Here is a 19,733-nt window from a genome sequence, read left to right as displayed (position 1 = left end):
AGCGGGTCCAACGGCCCACTCTTCATCATAAGACCAAGAATTTAACTATTGATACTCTTAAATTCAAAATTTTTCAAGTTGTTTATGAGAAAAGCGCTTGATCATTTATTTCTTGATAAAGGTAAGATAGGCAGGCGTTCGTCCTTCGCGTAAAGCTTTTGCTTCATAGCGGGTTCCGCTCCATAGTGGATAAGGGAGTTTCCAGTCTTGAGGGCTTTCTGCTTTCCATTCAAAGTGATCATGTTGTGCACAATGGTACAAAGTCCAGTTTACATAACTGTCTATATCGCTAGCAAAGCGCAAAAACTTCCCTATTTTAAGAACACGAGCAAAACGGTTAAGATTTTTTATGTTGATGAAGCGTCGTTTCCAGTGTTTCTTTTTCGGCCAAGGATCAGGATAGAAGAGGTCTATTCCATCAAGCGAGTTATCAGGGAGCCAATCAAGAAGGCGTGTAGCATCATCATTATAGAGGCGAAGACGATTTTGATGGTTTTGATGCTGTTCAAGAGACGATAATATTTTTGCCATGCCATTGATAAAGGGCTCGACGCCGATAAAACCGGTTTTTGGAAAATATTCCATTTCATGAAGTAAATGTTCACCTCCACCAAAACCGATTTCAAGTCGAATTTCTCTTACTTTGCTTGAAAATAAGGATGTAAGGTTTAAGGGAGGAGGGACATTTAAATCAATATTCAAATTGGGGAGAAGCATTTGTATACGTGTAAGCTGACTGTTTCGAAGTTGTTTTCCTTGTCGGCGTCCAAAAAATGCTTCACTCTTACGTATATTATGTTTAATCATGGGATTTGGATCATTGTTTGAAGCGTTTTCACGAGATCAGTTTTTTCCCATGAAAACGAACCATCGTGTTTTGGTTTACGACCAAAGTGACCATAGGCAGCTGTTTTCGCATAAATAGGTTTATTGAGGTCAAGATGTTTTCGAATGCCGGTAGGTGAAAGGTCCATTATTTTGCGGATGGCTTCTTCAATAACTTTTTCATCGACTTTTCCTGTTCCATGAAGATTAAGATAAATAGATAAAGGTTGTGCAATACCAATTGCATAGGAGAGTTGAATGGTGCATCTCTCTGCTAAATCAGCAGCAACAATATTCTTAGCCAGATAGCGTGCCGCATAGGCAGCAGAACGATCAACTTTTGTTGTATCTTTTCCTGAAAAAGCACCGCCTCCATGGGGTGCTGCACCTCCGTAAGTATCCACAATAATTTTGCGTCCCGTTAATCCGGCATCGCTTTGAGGTCCTCCAATGACAAATTTTCCTGTTGGGTTAATATACCAACTGCATTGAGCTGCAATGGGAATGTCATGTAAAGCTTGGCGAATGTAAGGTTCAACCACTGTACGTACTTTATTGGAATCCCAGCTTTCATCAAGGTGCTGCGTTGAAAGAACAATGGATGTGACCTCTATCGGTTTTCCATTTTTATAACGTATGGTTATTTGGCTTTTAGCATCTGGTCCTAATTTTCCAGTTTCTCCCTCTCCTTTATGACGAGCTGCGGCAAGAAGTTTGAGAATTTTATGCGCATAATAAATTGGCGCAGGCATGAGATCAGGTGTTTCACGGCAAGCATATCCAAACATGATACCTTGATCACCTGCTCCTTCTTCACCATGCCGATCCGTAGCATTATCAACCCCTCTTGCTATATCAGCTGATTGTGGGCGCAAAAGAACATCAATTTTAACAGTTTTCCAATGGAAGCCTGTTTGTTCATAGCCAATGGTACGAATAGCACGGCGGGCTGCTGTACGAAAACGTGTGGGATTAATGAGTGGAAAGCTAGTTTCATCATAGATGAATTCTTTATTTTTATCTTTTTTTAATAGCGTATCGGGAACACGTACTTCACCAGCGATAACAACACGGTTGACACTGACGAGAGTTTCACAGGCAACGCGTACTAACCATGGATCAGTACCAGTCTTTTCAGCTTCTTTATAGATCATATCAACGATTTCATCGGAAATACGATCACAAATTTTATCAGGATGTCCTTCCGATACCGATTCGCTCGTAAAAAGATAATCTTGATGCGGCATAGGAACTCCTTCAAAAAAGAAAACCAACGATTTAATCAATTGCTTACTAAAGTCGTCACCATTTGCTAATTCTACAGCAAATAGTCAATGCAAATGTATATGAATAAAAGAGAAAAGATATAATTTTAATTTATAACTTATTTGTCAAATCTTCCTCAGAAAGTGCTTTTGCCAAGTCAATAATTTTTCGACGCACTTTAGCATCAGATATATTTGTAAAAGCGCGCATGAGTTGAATCCCTTCGCTGCTAGAACAAAAGTCTATAAAATTGTGTTCACTTTCAGCAAAACCCTCTACTTGTTGGGAGGTAATACCTTTATCAAAAAAGTAAGAAACAGGAACATCCATAATTTCCGCTATCGCTTGAAGACGGCTGGCACCAATACGGTTTGTTCCTTTTTCATATTTTTGGATTTGCTGAAAAGTAATTCCTAATTTTTCACCTAGTTTCTCTTGAGTGAGTCCTAAAATATTACGACGTAAACGGATACGAGTTCCAACATAGATATCTATAGGGTCAGGTTTTTTTTTAGTTTCGGTCATAATGCAACTCTTTATTTCCAGCATTTTTCTTCTAAACCAACATCATATTTATGCGCAGTTGATTTATCATATAATTAAAACAATATGTAATATTTTTTCCCAATATTACTGGTACACGCAACATAATACCGTACAAAGGGCACTTGAATCATTTAAGCTGTTTTGTAAAACCAAAACCAATACGACACAATAGCATAAGGATGAATAAGATAAAAGTAGAGAAAGTTCTGTATTCATTGCTTCCTATAGGGGTAATGGATGATGGAACTCGTGAATCAATAATGCCCACAGCATTTTGTCGAAGAGCTACAACGATTCGTCCATAAGAATCAATAACAGCTGATATGCCATTATTGGCTGCCCGTATGAGGGGGATTCCCAGTTCAACGGCACGAAGCTGTGCTTGTTGAAGATGTTGATAGGGTCCAGGTGTTACACCAAACCATGCATCATTTGTAATATTAATAATTGCTTGAGGCGGGGAGCCTTTAAAAGTCATTTCATGGGGAAATATTGCTTCATAACAAATCAAGGGTAGATAAGAAAATCCGTTTGGCATTGTAACAATTTTGCGCACACTTGCAGCACTATATCCACCAATATTATCGGCAAGGGTACGCAATCCAATTTTTTTCAATAAATTCTGATAAGGAAGATACTCACCAAAAGGAACCAAATGAAGTTTATCGGAAGTATTTAAAATATTACCTTGAGCATTAATGACTGCAATTGTATTAAAATATTGTGTTTGGGAATGAGGTAGATCATTGCTGGCGCGTATTGCTCCAACGATAGCCCATTGTTTAGGTTTTAAAAGAGAGGCAATGCGCATTGTGGTAGATGAGTTATCATAGAGAAGGTAAGGAACGGAAGCTTCAGACCATACGATAAAATCGGGTTCTGAATTTTGATCGGTTGTTGGCGTTGCACTTAGCTTCATATGCGCTTCCAACATAGATTCTCGTGTATTATCACGCAATTTTATATTTTGTTGGATGGACGGTTGAACAATGCGCACCCAATAAGCACTTTTTTGATCTTCAGCTGTGTTTTCTATAGTATGAAGACGATAAAACCCAAAACCACAGTGAATTAATATAAGTGATAAGCAAAGAGAAAGTGCCACTTTCTTTTTTTCATCCGTTAATAAAACAGTTGGCAAACTGTAGGCTAAGACAGCAAGAATATTCATTCCGTAAAGTCCTACGATTGCATCAGATTGCATGAACACTGGGGTTGGCATGGCTGTATAGCCAAGAGAATTCCATGGAAATCCTGTGAATAAAAACGCACGCAACCACTCGGATAATCCTAATGCAAAGGCTAAAACAAAAAAGCGTGCTATTCCTTTTGTCCATAATAAACCGACAATGAAACCAGAAAAAAACCAATAAAAAGAAAGGTAGAGTGGAGGGACTAAAATGGCTAATGGGACGGCCCAACCAAAAGAATCTGGATCTGTTAACAAAGCATTGCATAGCCACCAAAGGCCGCAAATAAAATAACTAAAACCAAAGGTTCCACAGCTTAAAGCGTAAGTAAAAAAATGTTTTTTATTGTTTTTGGTGTCCTGTATTGAGTCAAGTAAAACAATAAAGAGAGGGAAAGTTAGAAAGCAAAGAGGTGTTAAATAAAAGGGTGGAAGTGCAAAAGAAGTAAGAGCACCACACAGAAATATCCATGCTTGGCGCTTCCAGCCTGTAACAGAGAATAAAAAAACGATGAAATTGTTTAAAAACGCTGGACTATTCTTTAGGGATGGCATTGTTCTCAAGATTCTCATTTTTGGGAATGCGAAAAATGCGCAACCGTTTGATCCGGCGTTTATCAGCTTCTAAAATACGAAATCTATAGCCAGGTACAGCTTCGACAATTTCACCTTTGGCAGGAATGCGATCAAGAATTGAGACGATCAAACCACCAATAGTATCAACTTCATCACCATATTCTCCTACGATAAAATCAGGACCAAGAGCTTTCTCCACATCTTCTAGTTCAGTTCTTGCATCAACGAGCCATTTATTATTTGGTTCACGTACGATAGCATTGTCGACATTATCATGTTCATCTTCGATATCTCCAACGACTAACTCAACAATATCTTCCATTGAAACGAGACCATCTGTTCCTCCATGTTCATCAATAACTAAAGCCATTTGAGTTCGTGTAGTTTGCATCCGTGTTAATAATTTGCTTGCAAGCATAGAACTGGGAACAAAGAGAACTGTTCGGATCAAATCCAATTCACCAATTGGAGTATGCAAGTCTGTATGGTTTAATTGAAGAAAATCGGATTTTTGTTCGGTTTTTGTTGGATTGATAATAAAGCGAGTGATGTAGTTAAGAATATCGCGGATATGGATCATGCCGCGCGGATCATCTAAAGTTTCAGCATAAACGGGGATACGAGAATGACCAATTTTTGCAAAACATTTAAGGGTTTCTCCAAGAGAGGTGTTTATTTCTAATGCTTCGATTTCAGAACGAGGTATCATAACATCATCCACGCGTGCTTCACGTAAGCGTAAAATGTTATGCAGCATAGTACGTTCTTCAGGTGAGAAGAGGGCGGTATCTTTTTCATTGTTAGTCGTGAGTGCAACGGTAAGATCATCGCGCAGTGACGTAGATGCACAATTTCGACCCCGTAAGAATGAAAACAAATGATTCATCAGGGAATATTTTTCTGTATGATTCGTTTGCTGAGAGGGGTCTTTTTCATTATTAGAAGATGCTTGATTATTATTTTGTGCATTTATTTTGTTTGCCATGGTTTTGAAATCTTCTAGACTTTCTTTTATAACAGATAAATAAGAGGCTTTAAATGGTATGCTGGTAATATTGATTTTAAAAGTTAAATTTTATCATTGATAGACAATTATGCGTAAGGATCTTTTATGGAAAGCTTTTGAAGAATTTCCCTTTCGAGCTTTTCCATTTTATATGCTTCATCATCAGTTTCATGGTCATAACCAAGCAGATGCAAGATACCATGAACAATCATATGTGTTAAATGGTCTTGAAATGTTTTTCCTTCTTTCTCTGCTTCGAAAACAACAGTTTCTCGGGCAATAATAATATCACCGAGCATGGGACCAGGTCGATTTCCAGCTTTAAGTGGAAAAGCAGGAAAGGATAGTACATTAGTAGATTTGTTTTTGTTGCGCCATTGTGCATTGATTTGTGCCATATGTTCATCATCCGTAAAAAGCAGGCTAATCTCGCTTACAACATTTTCCAATGAAACATGATGCATAGCTGTCATTAATGCTTTTTCAGTGATATTATAAAGCATTTTCTCATCATTCCACCCTGCGCTTTTAATCATTATATCAATAATAATCATGATGAATCAAATTCATTTTTTAATGCATCGCGTGTGAATGATTTTTTTTTATTTTGTATTTCGGAATCACGATCATAAGCACGAACGATAGCAGCAACAAGTGGATGGCGTACAACATCTTTTTCATCAAAATGCACAATTGCAATATTTTCTATATTTGAAAGAATGCGAACTGCTTCAATGAGACCTGATTTTTGCCCTGTAGGCAAATCAATTTGGCTTACGTCACCGGTAACGATCATACGCGTTCCTTCTCCAAGACGTGTGAGGAACATCTTCATTTGCATGGGCGTAGTATTTTGTGCCTCATCAAGAATAACAGCAGCATGGGCAAGTGTTCGTCCGCGCATAAAGGCGAGAGGAGCAATTTCTATGACACCAGAAGCTAAAATGCGTTCTATTTTTTCAGCGGGCATCATATCATAAAGAGCATCATAAAGTGGTCGTAAATATGGGTCGACTTTTTCTTTGAGATCACCGGGAAGAAAACCAAGACGTTCTCCAGCTTCAACAGCCGGACGTGAGAGAATAATTCGTTCAATGATACCACGTTCTAGAAGCATTGCAGCATGAGCAACAGCAAGATACGTTTTTCCTGTTCCTGCTGGTCCTACACCAAACACAAGTTCAGTATGCTCCATAGCACTTATGTAAGCGTCTTGTGTTGGAGTTCTTGCATGAATTATTTTTTTATGGGTACTCAACCGTGCTGGTATACGTTTCGTTGCAGATTTGTGTGTTATTGTGTCTTCTTTCTGCTTCTTTGGTATATTTGCCATAGCAATCGCTCCTTTTATATCTGATAAAGTGAGCTCTTGATGTGTTTTGGCACGTTCATAAAGCTGCTGCAATACATATTGCGCACGTTTTATAACGGAAATATTTCCACGGATTAAGACTTCATTACCACGCGGATGAATACTAAGTTCGAGTTTTTTTTCGATATAAGCGAGATTTTCGTCAAATTTACCAAAAACTGCTTTTGCATATTGATTATTTTCGAAAATCAAAACAACTTGGCTCAGATCTGAAGCGCTTGTTTGTTTCAAGGTATCAGCCTTTTCAAGGGACGTATTTACTTTTTCTTTAATACGCTTTATTTTTTCGGTTGAAGCTTTCAGCCTATTCTCCATATCTACATAAATATTGCACATTTTTTTAAGTAAACTTTATAAAAGACAATTTTTTACAAAAAGTGCACGCTTTAGATGTAATCATTTTCTTTTAAAATAAAAGAGTTTTCCAAAATATTTATTGTGAACAAGGTGTTAGAGGCATGTCTATCTATTTGTCACTTCACCAACAAAACTGTTTGAGCTTGCATTTTTAATATGAATTTCTATCACGCTACCTGTAGAGGCTTCTGTATCGACGACAACAGGTAAAAGCCAAGGGGAACGCCCTACCATTTGTCCTGAGTGACGTCCAGTTTTTTCGATGAGAACGTTCGTTTTTTGACCAATTTTAGAACGCAAAAATGCATTTTGTTGCTCAAGGAGAAGGATTTGTAAATGTTGAAGTCGGGCATCTTTTACAGATTCATCAACATGATTTTTCATTGTGGCTCCCACTGTTCCAGGACGGGGGGAATATTTAAAAGAATAAGCTGAACTGTACTGTACTTGTTGAATAAGTTTAATGGTTTCTTCAAAGTCTTCATCTGTTTCTCCTGGAAACCCTACAATAAAATCGCCTGAAAAGGCAATATCTGGCCGTACGGTTCGAATTTTTTCGATAAGATGAAGATAATGAGAGCTTTTGTGTTGTCGGTTCATGGCTTTTAAGATGCGATCTGAACCTGATTGAACAGGAAGATGGAGGTAAGGCATTAACATATCAAGATCTCGATGCGCGGCAATAAGGCTATCATCCATATCACGTGGGTGGCTGGTTGTGTAACGCAAACGCTTTAAACCATCGAGTTTTGCGAGATGATAAAGAAGATCGCCAAGACGCCAAGTTTTGCCATCAGCACTTTGTCCATGCCAACCATTGACATTTTGTCCAAGCAGCGTAATTTCTTTGACACCCGCTTCGATGAGTTGAAGGGCCTCTTCAGTAATTTGTTCAACGGATCGTGATATTTCAGCACCGCGTGTGTACGGAACAACACAAAAAGTGCAAAATTTATCGCAACCTTCCTGCACTGTTAAAAATGCGCTAACACCTCGTTTTCTTACTGCATGTTTATTATGGGGCGGCAAATGAGCAAATTTATCTTCAACAGCATAGTCTGTTTCGATAATTTTTTTCCCTTGTTTGGCTTTTTCTAACAATTCTGGCAAGCGATGATACATTTGCGGACCAATAACAAGATCCACTGTTGGAGCACGGCGCAAGATTTCACTTCCCTCAGCTTGTGCAACACAACCTGTTACACCAACCATAAGGGGTTTATCAGGTGTGCGCTCTTGACGCATAACGCGCAAACGACCGAGATCAGAATAAAGTTTTTCTGCTGCTTTTTCACGAATATGACAGGTATTAACAAGAATAAGATCGGCATCATTGGGAATTTGTGTTGTCACATAGCCTTGCGAACTGAGACTATCAGTCATCCGTTGGCTATCATAAACGTTCATTTGACATCCATAGGTTTTGATAAAAACCTTTTTAGGAGCAACAGGAGGCGTATTTTTAGGATTTACTTTATTCATAGCGCATGTGTAAATGTTTTTTACACAAATCTCAATCTATTTGCTTAAAAGTTTTTTGCATGATAATTGCATCACCACGACCATTTTTTGACGCGTAGTAGGCAAGACGTTCAGAAATTTTTTGAAATTCAAAGCGTTGATAAAGGTTCAAAGCAGAAAGATTTGTGGCTTCTACTTCCAAGAATAATTTTATGGCGCCCTTGTCGTGAAGATGGTGAACTGTGCTTTCGATAAGAAAGGTACCAATTCCTTGTTGACGATAATGAGGATGAACAGCAATTGTGATGATTTCTGCTTCATCAAGGATGAGACGGCATAGGCAAAAGCCTAAAATTTGATCAGAGCGATCAATGAGAAAAACTTTGTGTCCGAAGATAGAGTGATCTGTTAAGAAATTATCAAAAGCTTGTTTTTCCCAAGAAGGGGTAAAACAATGCTGATGAATTTGATGAAGAGAAGCACTATCATTAACTTGTAGCGGAGCAATTCCAAAATTCTTTTTTGTCAATGAAAATTTGGGCATTATTTTTTTTGTGGTAAAGCAAAATTGGTTTGTTGTTTTGCATCAGCGCTGCGTAGATAGAGTGGGCGAGGTGAATTTTTTGATTGTTTGTTTGCAGCAAGATAAGCATAGTTTACAATATCAGCCGCTTCGCAGGAGATTTTTTCTAGGACAATTTTTTCGTATATTTTATGGTTTTTAACATGCTCCACAACGACATCAGCAGCTGGGCCAGTCAGTCGGGTTTTTTTTGGCAAATCTTCGAGGATATTTTCAATTGTTTTTAATGCCGGCTCTCCCAAAGGTGTGAGATCATTATGAAAATTTTGATGGTAGAACATCCCTCTCCCTGCTTCAATGACAACAGTAATTGCTGATGCTGTACTTTTACTGTTTATGACTTGTGCTGCTAACGCTTCAAGAGCACTCACTCCAATAGCTGGTATTTCAAGTGCTAATGCCAAAGCGCGCGCTGTTGCAACACCGACACGTACACCAGTAAATGACCCAGGTCCAATATTGACAGCAATACGCTCAACTTGATCAAGCGTCATATTGGCTTGTGTCATTATTTGTGTAATCTGCCCAATAAGTTTTTCAGCATGTCCTTTGTTCATGCGCTCATTGATACGCGCAATAACAGATTTATGACGAATAAGCGCAACAGCACAATAAATTGAAGCAGTATCTATAGCAAGGATAAGCATAAAAATATTTTAGTTGAATAAAACGATAAATAAAAGTCCTGCTGTATTTTTAATATTTTCATTATCGTATATTTCATTTGTAAGAAAGTTACTAGTGCCAATAAGCAACAATATCTTTTTATGGGGTAGAACGAGATGTTGATTTAATCCTTATTTTTATCACTTTTTGAATGAGTATCTTGAGTATTATAAGATTCTCTTATTTTAAATCTACTTATGGTGAAACAATTAAAGTTATTAGCTTGTATATTACAAGCGGAGTTAGCGTATGAATCAAAACTGTTGAAGAAAAGAATAAAAACTCCTTTCACGAATCGTTTAAATGTAAGGATTGTCACAACTTTTAAGCTATCAAATAGTACGATGATGCCACTTGTATTACATAGTAAGTAAAAGTAATTTAAAAGAGGAAAAGTTATGACCCCACATTTTTTCCAAATAAGAATATATTCTATCCGTCTTTATATAAAAACCTCAGCGTAATGAGAGCAGATGAAAGAAATGGCATTGTTTTGCATGAGTTACGTATTTCGATACTACCCTGTTGCAAATCATTATGGACTGAAAAGCAAATTTGACAGTTTTCACTTAAATATCAGCTCTTTCAATTTTTTGTATAGAATAATGAGCAGTATTTTAGAACTTTTTCTGGTTTATGAAAGAACTGATTTTAATAATAATGAGGACTTTGGGTTGATTGCATACTACGTTGAAAAAATAATAATCAATACACATTTAAAATGTTATATGATTTAAATCATTTAATTGTATCATGATAAGGCTACAAATACCGAGAATAATTATGGAGCAGGTTGAAGCCAAAATGACGCGCCATCCTGCTTTTTTTAGTGATCGGATATCAACACCTAATCCTAGTGCAGCCATTGAGATAACAGTAAACAACTGGGCAATAAATTTGATGGGATTGATAGCCTTTTCAGGGATAAGACCACTTGAGCGAACAAGCATCATGATAATAAAGCCAATGATAAACCATGGGACGAGGGTATGTAAACGCAAGCGTGTTTGTGCTGATCGGCGATAAATGATTGATAGAGTAAAAATAACAGGGCCTAACATGAGAACCCGTACTAATTTGACAATTGTTGCAATTTGAACACTCAGAAAAGAGACAGATGCTGTTGCTGCTAAAACCTGTGGTACAGCATAAACAACCATGCCAGCAAGCACACCATATTGGCTAAATGACAAATTCAGAGACGGATGTAAAAAGGGTAGAAATAAAATAATAAGAATTCCTAAAAGAGCAGTGAAGGCAATTGACGCGGCTACATCGTCATGTTTTGCTTTTATGACAGGTGCAACGGCGACAATAGCTGAATTGCCACAAATAGCATTCCCACAAGCGACCAGCATTGCTAAATGTGTAGAAAGCCCGAAAAGTCGGCCGATGGCAAAGCTCAGGATAATCGTTACGAATATCACGAATATGATACTAGCAAGCAAATTCCAGCCAGCTGAAAGGACTGCGTTAATGCTAATGCTTGCTCCTAGAAGAACGATAGCAATTTCGAGAAGTGTTTTTGCACAAAAGGTGATACCTTTTTGAAAATATGTTGGCAAAGGAAAACAACTACGGATAATCGATCCTAAAAGAATTGCCAAAACAATGCTTTCAAGCCAAGCTTGTCCAAAAAGCTGTTTTTCTACGACTTCTAAGCCATAAGCTAAGGCTGATATGAGTAAACATACTAGAATACCAGGACCAAAGTCGTTTAAAAGTGAGAGTTTTTTCTTTATCACTTGAATATTTTCCCCATACAAAGAAATAATAGTAAATAAAACGAAATAACAGGTAAGAGAAAGAAATTTTTAAAGATTTGTTCTTGCTTGTACAGCTGCTGCTAAAGTTCCGTCATCAAGATAATCAAGCTCGCCTCCTACAGGGACACCATGAGCAAGTCGCGTAATTTTAACTGGAAAATTGGAAAGCTGATCGGTGATATAGTGAGCAGTTGTTTGACCTTCGACAGTCGCATTGACAGCAAGAATAATCTCCGTAATAGGGTTTTGTACAACACGTTGTATTAAGGTGGCAATATTGAGTTCATCAGGGCCTATTCCATCTAAGGGGGAGAGTCGTCCACCCAACACATGGTAACGTGCGGCTAAAGTTTTTGCGCGCTCAAGAGCCCACAGATCAGCAATATCCTCAACAACAATGATTGTTGTATCATCGCGGCGTAAATCTGTGCAAATTGAACAAGGATCAATGGTATCGACATTTCCACAAACAGAACAAATGCCGACTTTTTCTATAGCTGCTTGTATAGCCGCTCCCAAAGGCTCCAGCAATGTCTCTTTTTTTTTGATAAGATGAAGCGCAGCACGACGTGCTGAACGTGGACCAAGACCTGGTAACCGTGATAAAATCTGAATGAGACGTTCAATTTCAGGTCCTGCAATGTATTTAGACATATTTTTGTCCCACGGAAAAAATCCGCTTCATTAAAATGGAAGCTTGAAACCTGATGGGAGTGGTAGCCCTGCGGTCATACTTTTGGTTTTTTCTTCTATTGCGACTTCGATTTTTGTTCTTGCTTCATTATAAGCCGCCATAATGAGATCTTCAAGAATTTCAGCTTCCTCAGGTTTGAGTAATGAAGGATCAATTTGAATTGCTGTTATAATATTTTTGCCATTTAAAGTGATATTGACGAGACCACCCCCTGCAGTGCCCACAGCTTGCAGATTAGCTATTTCCTCCTGAATCTTCTGCATTTTTTCTTGCATTTCTTTGGCTTTTTTCATCATGCTCATCATTTCACGCATAGGAATAGGTATCCTTATTCATCATTGATATCATTTTTATTTTTAAAAATATCAGCATTTTTAAAGGTATTGGGGAGTAAATCAAGATCATTTTCTTCTTTATTGAGTCGAATATCGACAATTTTTGCTTCTGGGAAATGATTGAGGATTTTCGCGATATCAGGATCTGTTTCTGCATTGGAAAAAAGAGTCTTTTGAATCGCTATACTTTCCTCCTGTAAGGTTGGGCCACCTCCTTCATTAACAAAAGTTATTGTCCAGCGTTTTTCAGTCCATTGAGATATCTTTTTTTCTATATCATGAGCAAGAAATTGTGGGGTATTTTCAGAAAGTCTCAAGGTAATATGCCCAGCTTCAAAAGAAACAGGATGAACAAATTCTTTAACAAGGAGTTTGAAAGGAACGTCATTATGCTGTTCGGCTAATTGAACAATATCGTGCAAAGAATTAATCACGAGAGTTTTAGGTTCAGTAATCTTTTCTGTTGTTTGCGTGACAGAATGCGATAAATTTGCAATCTTTTCAGAAAAATCAGTAGATTGAGAAGTTTCTAGAATTTCTGTTACTTCTTGGGCGTTGATTTTGTCATGGTTTTGATTTTTAACTAAATTTTCTGGTTGTAAGGAATGATCTAATTGGTTTTTCAAAGAGCTTTTTAAATCTGATTGATCGGCTAATATATTTGAAACGCTCGAGGAAGCATGGGCTCCGACCATTGTTTCTTTTGTTATATTATTTGCATTTGTAGATTCTTGATGAGAAGAATTTTTAACCAGTGTGAGAGGCGTTTTTTCTTGCGTAAGCTTTTTTAAAGCCTCATCAAGAGTTGGTAAGTCAGCCGTGTGAGCAAGACGAATTAAAAGCATTTCAGCGGCTTGAAGAGGACGTGCAGTTTGATTAACTTCCTGTAAACCTTTGAGTAACATTTGCCAGTTTCGGGATAAAATAGGAACGGAAAGTTTTTTTGAAAAGTCTAAACTTCTTAAACGTTGTTCTTCAGTCAGAGAGAAATCTTCCACTATTTCTGGTGTAAAACGTAAACGTGTGACCAGATGATTAAAATCGGCTAGTTCTGTCAATATAGTAAGAGGATCAGCACCTGCTTCATATTGACTGCGTAATTCATGTAACGCATTGACAACATCGCCCTTCATGATAAATTCAAAAAGATCAATAATACGTGCTTGATCCGCTAATCCTAACATTGTACGCACCGCAATAGCATTAACATTGCCATTGCTATGGGCGATTGCTTGATCAAAAATGGATAATGCATCACGTGCAGATCCTTCTGCAGCACGGGCAATCATAGAGAGCGCTTGATCTTCTACTTCTACCTTTTCATATTTCGCAATTTGGCGCAAATGTGCACTCAAAGCTTTTGATTCAATACGTCGCAAATCAAAACGTTGGCAACGCGAAAGAATTGTAATAGGAACTTTGCGAATTTCTGTTGTGGCAAAAATAAATTTCACATGGGAAGGTGGTTCTTCAAGAGTTTTCAATAAACCATTAAAGGCTTGTGTTGAGAGCATATGTACTTCATCGATAATGTAAACTTTATAGCGTGCAGAAACAGGACGATAGCGTATTTGTTCAATAATTTCACGAATATCATCAATGCCCGTATGAGAAGCGGCATCCATTTCTATAACATCAATATGGCGCCCTTCGATAATTTGTGTGCAATGTTCACCAAGAGAGTCCAATACAGTTGTTGGTTGGTCAATATCTTTTGTTTTATAATTAAGCGCACGTGCCAAAATACGTGCTGTTGTGGTTTTACCTACGCCACGAATCCCTGTTAACATCCACGCTTGTGCAATACGACCTTTTTCAAAGGCGTTGGTGAGAGTACGCACCATAGCTTCCTGACCAATGAGGTCAGAGAAGTTTTGGGGCCGATATTTACGAGCAAGAACACGATAGGCTGTTTCTACCGGTAAATTTTCCATGAATATTTCCAACTTCGAAGTTCTTTATGCGTACATTTTGATAATACAAAAGCATAGATCAATACTGTAGTCTCATATAAAAGGATTTTTTCTTAATCAAATTATTTATGGGACAATTTGTTTAAAAACAACAAAATCCCTTTATTTGCTGCATACAAATGCCGCTCTGAAGATTAAAAATACCTCGCTAAAAGACAGCATAAAAAATAATTTCTTCAGCAAAATAGGAGGTTGGAACGATGACCCGTACCAGAACTCGTTGGGGCTGCTTCTTTCCAGACCTGACCCAGTTGGCGAGTAGTTCGTCCACCACCAACCTCCCAAACTCATATTGTCGATTTGGAATGAAAAATCAAGCTCAGAAACGAAAAATATCCTAAGAACGATGAAGAATTTTCCTTTGCGTTTAATTTATTGACATATAAACAACAAAGAGATTGTGGATTTACCAGTTTTTATAGCAGTAGCTCTTCATATTTATTTGGTATGAAAATATCTTTTCGCTTAAGATCGTCTGAATGTATAATTATTCTCATTCGCTGAAACATATAAGAGTTTTAGGATAGATACGCCTGTTCTAAAACTACGAAATTGAATGATTAAAAATTTGCAACGATAAAAAAGGCAAATAAAGTATATAGATCATGTAATTGGCTAACATTCGAAAGTTAGGGGGAAGAGTGCTATTTAAATAATTATAAAATATTGCTTTAATGGTGTTGCTCCTCTATACAAAACATCCCAAACATAATACATTTAATGTTGTACATTCACAGGCTTTTTAAAGAGCGATTGCTCAATACTCTTAACTATATTTCAAACTCTACTCGTAAATAGTATACATACTCTCCTTGAGATATAAGTCCATTGTGCACTATCTTTTTTATGCTTAATAAAAGTATAAATTTTAGCCCTCATACTACTTAACAACTCCCAATGTTGCGATCCCTTGCACTTGAGAGGCTTTATAAGAAGCATTTTTATTCCTTTTTTAATCGTTTTTACTCACACATCACTCCCATTTGTAACTTTCAAGGAAACGATTTTAATTGATTCAATATGAGATTTAAGATGGGAGATCTTACTTTATTTGTGGTTGTAATTCAGTATAAAAAATCGAACTCTTATAATGATAAGTCAATATATTAAATATCTTATAAGAGAACCACCTCATTTCTATAGTGAATGAGAATATCAAATATGTAATATTTTTTCTTTTAACGTATATAAATACTGAGTAGATGTTATCGCTCTTTTTTTGCGTACTTGTTCTTTTAATTAAAAAACATTGATGTTTATCACAAGATGGATCAATATATGAATTTTTATTATTGAGAAAAGGTTTCATATATTTTTAAGAGACTGTACTTATGCAAGAGAAGATGCAACATTAAACGCTATAGAAATAAGGGGGTACTGATTTTATAAGCATAAAAATGGTTCTTATTCGATATAAGCGACATTTTATAGTTTCAAATAATTATATCCTTTAATAAGGAGGGAAAAGCGAGATAAATTTTTATAAAAAGCTGAATGAGTATGATTTAAAATGCAGCGAGGAATGCATCTGTAGAGCAAATTTTACTTTTCTGTTTATCTAAGTGATTTGGGTACGATGTGCTTTATAGTACTTAAAATAAAGCAGTTGCAAAGATAGAAGTTATATTCTTATTAAAAAAATAGCTCTGATAGTAGAAAATACAGAACAATTTAATTTTAGTCATTTAGTTTTCGCAAAAGTTCTTTAATATCTAACCTTATAAGCAGCTTAAGGGTTGCCATATTAGGATAAAAATAACCTTTTCAGCGATTAGTTTTAATGGCTCATTATGCCCTATTTTGAAAAAAATACCTGAAAAAAGAATAACTCTACTCAAATTTAGATGTTATAGAAATATTGTTAATCATAACCTCCTGTGTCACAATCTGTTCCAACAACTTTTTTGTTCGTAATATTTTTAAAAATATAATGTCCTGACCAAGGAAAACTTATATGAAGAGATTTTATATTTTTTAGGGTAAAGATTTTCTTTTCTTTATCATGGGTTATTTTCTTTTCATCATCAACAAAAATTCTCAATTTGTTTAAATCAGAAGGGGCAGAGTATGATAAAGTAAAGGATACTTTCTTCGGTTTAAAGGTATTACAAGAGTATTCAACTCCTTGCTGGAATGTATAGGATGGTGTGATCACAACACTTTCATCCCGCGCAAAATTCCATTTTTTTTCACCAAAGCCAGCAAATGCAACACTAGAGTAGGCGAGAATATTTGCGGCTAATAATCCTCGCGTGAAGATTTTTTTCATTATCCTCTCCTTTTTTCTAAAGTGAGGTGAATCATAAATCAGTTTTTATAAAGATACAAGTTCAAACTTAACGCTAAAATCAGGGCTAAGTTGCATTTTCTAGTTTTAAACCATGTTTAGAATGATATTAATCTAAAAGATTCGAATACTCTATTATGTATAATAATTTGAATTGTTTTGAGAGCTAATTTAGAAGTTCGTTATCTTTATTGGAATATTGTCAGAGGAAATGACTTTTCTCAAGAGGCTCTCTTTAAATATATAAAGGGAAATAGATGGTACAAGCGTTTTTATTTTTGGTTACTGTGTTTTTTTACACTGGTTTTTATACGAGTTGAATTGCGGTTTATCATGATATAATTTGTGAGAAAATATTATGAAAATAATTTATATATTCTATTACGAGCTGTTTTTTCTTCTTCAGTGTTTATGAAGGGTGTTGAGTAGAAAAAACAGCCCTTTCAAAATGCGTTGCATTATGAAATTTTTACGATGCTTTTTGATATCAACAAAAAATGATAGCAGCTTAATTGCTTTTATATATACGATGTTCGATCGTTTTGTGCTGGATAAGTACCGATAATACGCAGTTCTGCAGAAAAGAAAGATAATTCTTCTAAGGCAAGTTTCATCATCGGGTCTTCAGGATGTCCTTCAATATCAACAAAGAATTGTGTTGCATTGAAATTTCCACCAATTTGATAGCTTTCTAATTTTGTCATATTGATACCATTCGTTGCAAATCCTCCCATAGCTTTATAGAGAGCTGCGGGGACATTGCGCACTCGAAAAAGAAGACTGGTGATGATTTTTTCGCCATTTTGAGGTTTGGGGACATGCCGTTTGGAGCGTGAAAGGATGACAAAACGGGTAATATTATGAGGGTTATCTTCAACATCTCTTTCAAGAATATCAAGTCCATAGAGTTCTGCTGCAATTAAAGGTGCTAAGGCAGCCTGTGAACGTTTAGCATTTTTTTTAATAAATTTTGCAGCTCCAGCGGTGTCAGCAGAAACAACAGGTTTCCAACCGTTGTTTCGTATGATTTTTCGGCATTGTGCAAGGGCATGCGTATGGCTGTGGACGGTTTTAATTTCGTCATGTGTAACGCCGGGCAAAACCATGAGTTGAAAATGGATAGGTAAAAAATATTCATCAATAATATAAAGAGATGACTGTGGTAAAAGATGATGAATGTCTGCAACGCGTCCCGCAAGGGTATTTTCAATAGGGATCATAGCAAGATCAGCTTTCCCGCTTTCCACTAAATTAAGGGCGTCTTCGAAAGTAGCAGAGGGAACAGCATCCATATTGGGGAACATATTGGAGCAAGCAATATGGGAATTAGCGCCGTATTCTCCTTGGAAAGAAATTTTATTGGTTTTTTTAAGTATTTTCATGCTAAAATCTCACAAACTCTATCGAGATCATGTTGTGTGTCTACACCTAAGGGAATTGTATCGACTATTTCCACATCGATACGCATATTGTTTTCTAATGCACGTAATTGTTCAAGTTTTTCACGTTTCTCAAGTGGTGAGGGTTTGAATGATACAAATTTCTCAAGTGCTTCGCGCCTATAGGCGTATATTCCAATATGGTGATAAAGAGGACCCTCTCCATAAGGTGCTTTGGCGCGCGTAAAATAAAGAGCACGAAGGCGATTTTGAGAAAGCGGTGTACCAATGATTTTGACAACATTGGGATCTCTTGTTTCATTTTCTTCAATGATTTTGGCACCCAAGGTTGCAATATCAGTAAAGCTATTTTCTAGAGGGCGTAGCGCACGAATGATTTCACGAGGCATGATTGTTGGTAAGTCACCTTGTATATTTAAAATGGCGTTGTAGCGTTGTTCAGGATCAATACGCACTAAAGCTTCATAAATACGATCAGATCCAGACTTATGATCACCTCGTGTTATGATATATTCATGCCCATAATCTGCAACAGCTTTAGCGATATCATTATGATCTGTTGCAACGATTGTACGTCCTATTCCAGCTTTTTTGGCTTGTTCTACGACATGAACAATCATCGGTTTTCCGCCAATTTCAGCGAGAGCTTTTTGAGGAAGACGGGTTGAGCCCATACGGGCAGGAATAAGAATAATTGGTTCAAGAGCCATTGTAAGATTCCCAATGTCATCTGTGATGCATTTATGATATTGTGTGTTATAAAGAAAAAGCTTAAACTAAAAATGGTAATAAAACCGTGAACATTTGAGTTTTTATGAATCGCTCGAGATTTATTTATTTTATTTGTGCTTGTTTATGTGTGCTGGTCGCTATTGTGGGGATTTCCACACTCAGCAATATAGTTTATGATCATCCTACATCAGTCCAATATCATCATACAGTTGCCAAGAATGATATATTTCAAGAAAAACAAAAAGCACCTGATGTTTCCCTATCACTAAATAGCCGCCTTCAACAAGGCAATTTTGAAAATGGCCGTAAAGTTTTTCGCCAATGTGCCATATGCCACACATCTGGACGCAATGAAGCAGGGCGTGTTGGTCCAGTTCTCTGGGAGATTGTTAACCGCCCTTTGGCATCAGCAGCAGGTTTTGCTTATTCACGGGCATTACGTGCTCATTCTGATCAAAAATGGGATTTTGTAACGTTAGATCGTTATTTACATTCTCCACGTGAAGCTTTTCCTGGGACCATTATGTCTTTTCGTGGAATTAAAAATGACCAAGATCGTGCCGATCTCTTGCTTTATTTACGCAGTTTATCCGATCATCCTGTTCCTTTACCAATGGATAATAATAAAGCGAACGAGCCAAATTAACTTATACCATAGATGTTAATTTTAGAAAGAAGTCTGATTTTTTTGTAATTTTA

18 protein-coding genes and 1 other RNA gene are annotated in these 19,733 nt (G+C 36.8%); 1 reads left to right on the top strand and 18 read right to left on the bottom strand.

Annotated elements, in window-relative coordinates; translation table 11 throughout:
* Positions 1-105: 105 nt before the first annotated feature.
* From ACFIO5_RS03160 to ACFIO5_RS03075, 18 genes are all read right to left on the bottom strand, one after another.
* Positions 106-807 (bottom strand): tRNA (guanine(46)-N(7))-methyltransferase TrmB, encoded by a 702-nt coding sequence (locus ACFIO5_RS03160; protein ID WP_375634588.1) that lies wholly within the window; start codon positions 805-807, stop codon positions 106-108.
* Complete coding sequence (gene metK / locus ACFIO5_RS03155; protein ID WP_375633979.1) at positions 804-2,072, bottom strand: methionine adenosyltransferase; 1,269 nt, start codon at positions 2,070-2,072, stop codon at positions 804-806. Before metK ends, ACFIO5_RS03160 begins: the two co-directional genes overlap by 4 nt.
* Positions 2,073-2,202: 130 nt before the next feature.
* The gene (locus ACFIO5_RS03150; protein WP_375633981.1) at positions 2,203-2,616 is read right to left on the bottom strand and encodes a helix-turn-helix domain-containing protein; all 414 of its coding nucleotides are present in this window, start codon (positions 2,614-2,616) and stop codon (positions 2,203-2,205) included.
* 148 nt (positions 2,617-2,764) lie between these two features.
* The gene (gene lnt, locus ACFIO5_RS03145) at positions 2,765-4,399 is read right to left on the bottom strand and encodes an apolipoprotein N-acyltransferase (RefSeq protein ID WP_375633982.1); all 1,635 of its coding nucleotides are present in this window, start codon (positions 4,397-4,399) and stop codon (positions 2,765-2,767) included.
* Entirely contained in the window at positions 4,362-5,387 is a 1,026-nt protein-coding gene (locus tag ACFIO5_RS03140) for a hemolysin family protein (RefSeq protein WP_375634586.1), read from the bottom strand. The genes lnt and ACFIO5_RS03140 overlap by 38 nt, the downstream gene beginning before the upstream one ends.
* 107 nt (positions 5,388-5,494) lie before the next feature.
* Positions 5,495-5,962 (bottom strand): rRNA maturation RNase YbeY, encoded by a 468-nt coding sequence (ybeY, locus tag ACFIO5_RS03135; protein ID WP_375633985.1) that lies wholly within the window; start codon positions 5,960-5,962, stop codon positions 5,495-5,497.
* Positions 5,959-7,083, bottom strand: coding sequence for a PhoH family protein (locus ACFIO5_RS03130; RefSeq protein ID WP_375634606.1), 1,125 nt, complete (start codon positions 7,081-7,083; stop codon positions 5,959-5,961). Before ACFIO5_RS03130 ends, ybeY begins: the two co-directional genes overlap by 4 nt.
* Positions 7,084-7,242: 159 nt before the next feature.
* Positions 7,243-8,619 (bottom strand): tRNA (N6-isopentenyl adenosine(37)-C2)-methylthiotransferase MiaB, encoded by a 1,377-nt coding sequence (miaB, locus tag ACFIO5_RS03125; RefSeq protein WP_375633987.1) that lies wholly within the window; start codon positions 8,617-8,619, stop codon positions 7,243-7,245.
* A 31-nt stretch (positions 8,620-8,650) separates the two neighbouring features.
* Entirely contained in the window at positions 8,651-9,142 is a 492-nt protein-coding gene (gene rimI, locus ACFIO5_RS03120) for a ribosomal protein S18-alanine N-acetyltransferase (protein ID WP_375633989.1), read from the bottom strand.
* A complete protein-coding gene (tsaB, locus tag ACFIO5_RS03115; protein ID WP_375661910.1) occupies positions 9,142-9,828 on the bottom strand; it encodes a tRNA (adenosine(37)-N6)-threonylcarbamoyltransferase complex dimerization subunit type 1 TsaB in 687 nt (228 codons plus the stop codon). The genes rimI and tsaB overlap by 1 nt, the downstream gene beginning before the upstream one ends.
* Positions 9,829-10,563: 735 nt before the next feature.
* Positions 10,564-11,592 (bottom strand): YeiH family protein, encoded by a 1,029-nt coding sequence (locus ACFIO5_RS03110; RefSeq protein ID WP_375633991.1) that lies wholly within the window; start codon positions 11,590-11,592, stop codon positions 10,564-10,566.
* A 69-nt stretch (positions 11,593-11,661) separates the two neighbouring features.
* Positions 11,662-12,267: a recombination mediator RecR gene (gene recR, locus ACFIO5_RS03105; RefSeq protein ID WP_273790577.1), complete on the bottom strand. Its 606-nt coding sequence runs from the start codon at positions 12,265-12,267 to the stop codon at positions 11,662-11,664.
* Between the two features lie 30 nt (positions 12,268-12,297).
* Positions 12,298-12,621 carry a YbaB/EbfC family nucleoid-associated protein gene (locus tag ACFIO5_RS03100; RefSeq protein WP_375606797.1) on the bottom strand — a complete coding sequence of 108 codons (324 nt, stop codon included), beginning with the start codon at positions 12,619-12,621 and terminating at the stop codon, positions 12,298-12,300.
* 14 nt (positions 12,622-12,635) lie between these two features.
* A complete protein-coding gene (locus ACFIO5_RS03095) occupies positions 12,636-14,576 on the bottom strand; it encodes a DNA polymerase III subunit gamma/tau (protein ID WP_375633992.1) in 1,941 nt (646 codons plus the stop codon).
* A gap of 223 nt (positions 14,577-14,799) precedes the next feature.
* Positions 14,800-14,897: signal recognition particle sRNA small type (ffs, locus tag ACFIO5_RS03090), an RNA gene on the bottom strand.
* Between the two features lie 1,579 nt (positions 14,898-16,476).
* On the bottom strand, positions 16,477-16,884 hold the full coding sequence (locus ACFIO5_RS03085) for a hypothetical protein (RefSeq protein WP_375610537.1): 408 nt from the start codon (positions 16,882-16,884) through the stop codon (positions 16,477-16,479).
* A 536-nt stretch (positions 16,885-17,420) separates the two neighbouring features.
* Positions 17,421-18,284 carry a prephenate dehydratase gene (locus tag ACFIO5_RS03080; RefSeq protein ID WP_273790573.1) on the bottom strand — a complete coding sequence of 288 codons (864 nt, stop codon included), beginning with the start codon at positions 18,282-18,284 and terminating at the stop codon, positions 17,421-17,423.
* Positions 18,281-19,012, bottom strand: a complete 732-nt coding sequence (locus ACFIO5_RS03075; protein ID WP_375632301.1) for a 3-deoxy-manno-octulosonate cytidylyltransferase — start codon at positions 19,010-19,012, stop codon at positions 18,281-18,283. Before ACFIO5_RS03075 ends, ACFIO5_RS03080 begins: the two co-directional genes overlap by 4 nt.
* Before the next feature lie 104 nt (positions 19,013-19,116).
* Here ACFIO5_RS03075 and ACFIO5_RS03070 point away from each other — a divergent pair, with 104 nt between their 5' ends.
* On the top strand, positions 19,117-19,680 hold the full coding sequence (locus tag ACFIO5_RS03070; protein ID WP_375634582.1) for a c-type cytochrome: 564 nt from the start codon (positions 19,117-19,119) through the stop codon (positions 19,678-19,680).
* The last annotated feature ends 53 nt before the right edge of the window (positions 19,681-19,733 follow it).

This window comes from Bartonella sp. AA86SXKL (genome assembly GCF_042196885.1).
Note: the sequence above shows the minus strand (reverse complement) of the source record. Positions and strands in the feature narration are given on the sequence as shown.

Bases quoted from the DNA above. Each gene is read 5' to 3' on its own strand.
- ACFIO5_RS03100 (WP_375606797.1), bottom strand. From the start codon at position 12,621: ATGCGTGAAATGATGAGCATGATGAAAAAAGCCAAAGAAATGCAAGAA.
- lnt (WP_375633982.1), bottom strand. From the start codon at position 4,399: ATGAGAATCTTGAGAACAATGCCATCCCTAAAGAATAGTCCAGCGTTT.
- ACFIO5_RS03140 (WP_375634586.1), bottom strand. From the start codon at position 5,387: ATGGCAAACAAAATAAATGCACAAAATAATAATCAAGCATCTTCTAAT.
- ACFIO5_RS03095 (WP_375633992.1), bottom strand. From the start codon at position 14,576: ATGGAAAATTTACCGGTAGAAACAGCCTATCGTGTTCTTGCTCGTAAA.
- ybeY (WP_375633985.1), bottom strand. From the start codon at position 5,962: ATGATTATTATTGATATAATGATTAAAAGCGCAGGGTGGAATGATGAG.
- miaB (WP_375633987.1), bottom strand. From the start codon at position 8,619: ATGAATAAAGTAAATCCTAAAAATACGCCTCCTGTTGCTCCTAAAAAG.
- ACFIO5_RS03085 (WP_375610537.1), bottom strand. From the start codon at position 16,884: ATGAAAAAAATCTTCACGCGAGGATTATTAGCCGCAAATATTCTCGCC.
- ACFIO5_RS03070 (WP_375634582.1), top strand. From the start codon at position 19,117: ATGAATCGCTCGAGATTTATTTATTTTATTTGTGCTTGTTTATGTGTG.
- ACFIO5_RS03160 (WP_375634588.1), bottom strand. From the start codon at position 807: ATGATTAAACATAATATACGTAAGAGTGAAGCATTTTTTGGACGCCGA.
- tsaB (WP_375661910.1), bottom strand. From the start codon at position 9,828: ATGCTTATCCTTGCTATAGATACTGCTTCAATTTATTGTGCTGTTGCG.
- metK (WP_375633979.1), bottom strand. From the start codon at position 2,072: ATGCCGCATCAAGATTATCTTTTTACGAGCGAATCGGTATCGGAAGGA.
- rimI (WP_375633989.1), bottom strand. From the start codon at position 9,142: ATGCCCAAATTTTCATTGACAAAAAAGAATTTTGGAATTGCTCCGCTA.
- ACFIO5_RS03150 (WP_375633981.1), bottom strand. From the start codon at position 2,616: ATGACCGAAACTAAAAAAAAACCTGACCCTATAGATATCTATGTTGGA.
- ACFIO5_RS03080 (WP_273790573.1), bottom strand. From the start codon at position 18,284: ATGAAAATACTTAAAAAAACCAATAAAATTTCTTTCCAAGGAGAATAC.
- ACFIO5_RS03075 (WP_375632301.1), bottom strand. From the start codon at position 19,012: ATGGCTCTTGAACCAATTATTCTTATTCCTGCCCGTATGGGCTCAACC.
- recR (WP_273790577.1), bottom strand. From the start codon at position 12,267: ATGTCTAAATACATTGCAGGACCTGAAATTGAACGTCTCATTCAGATT.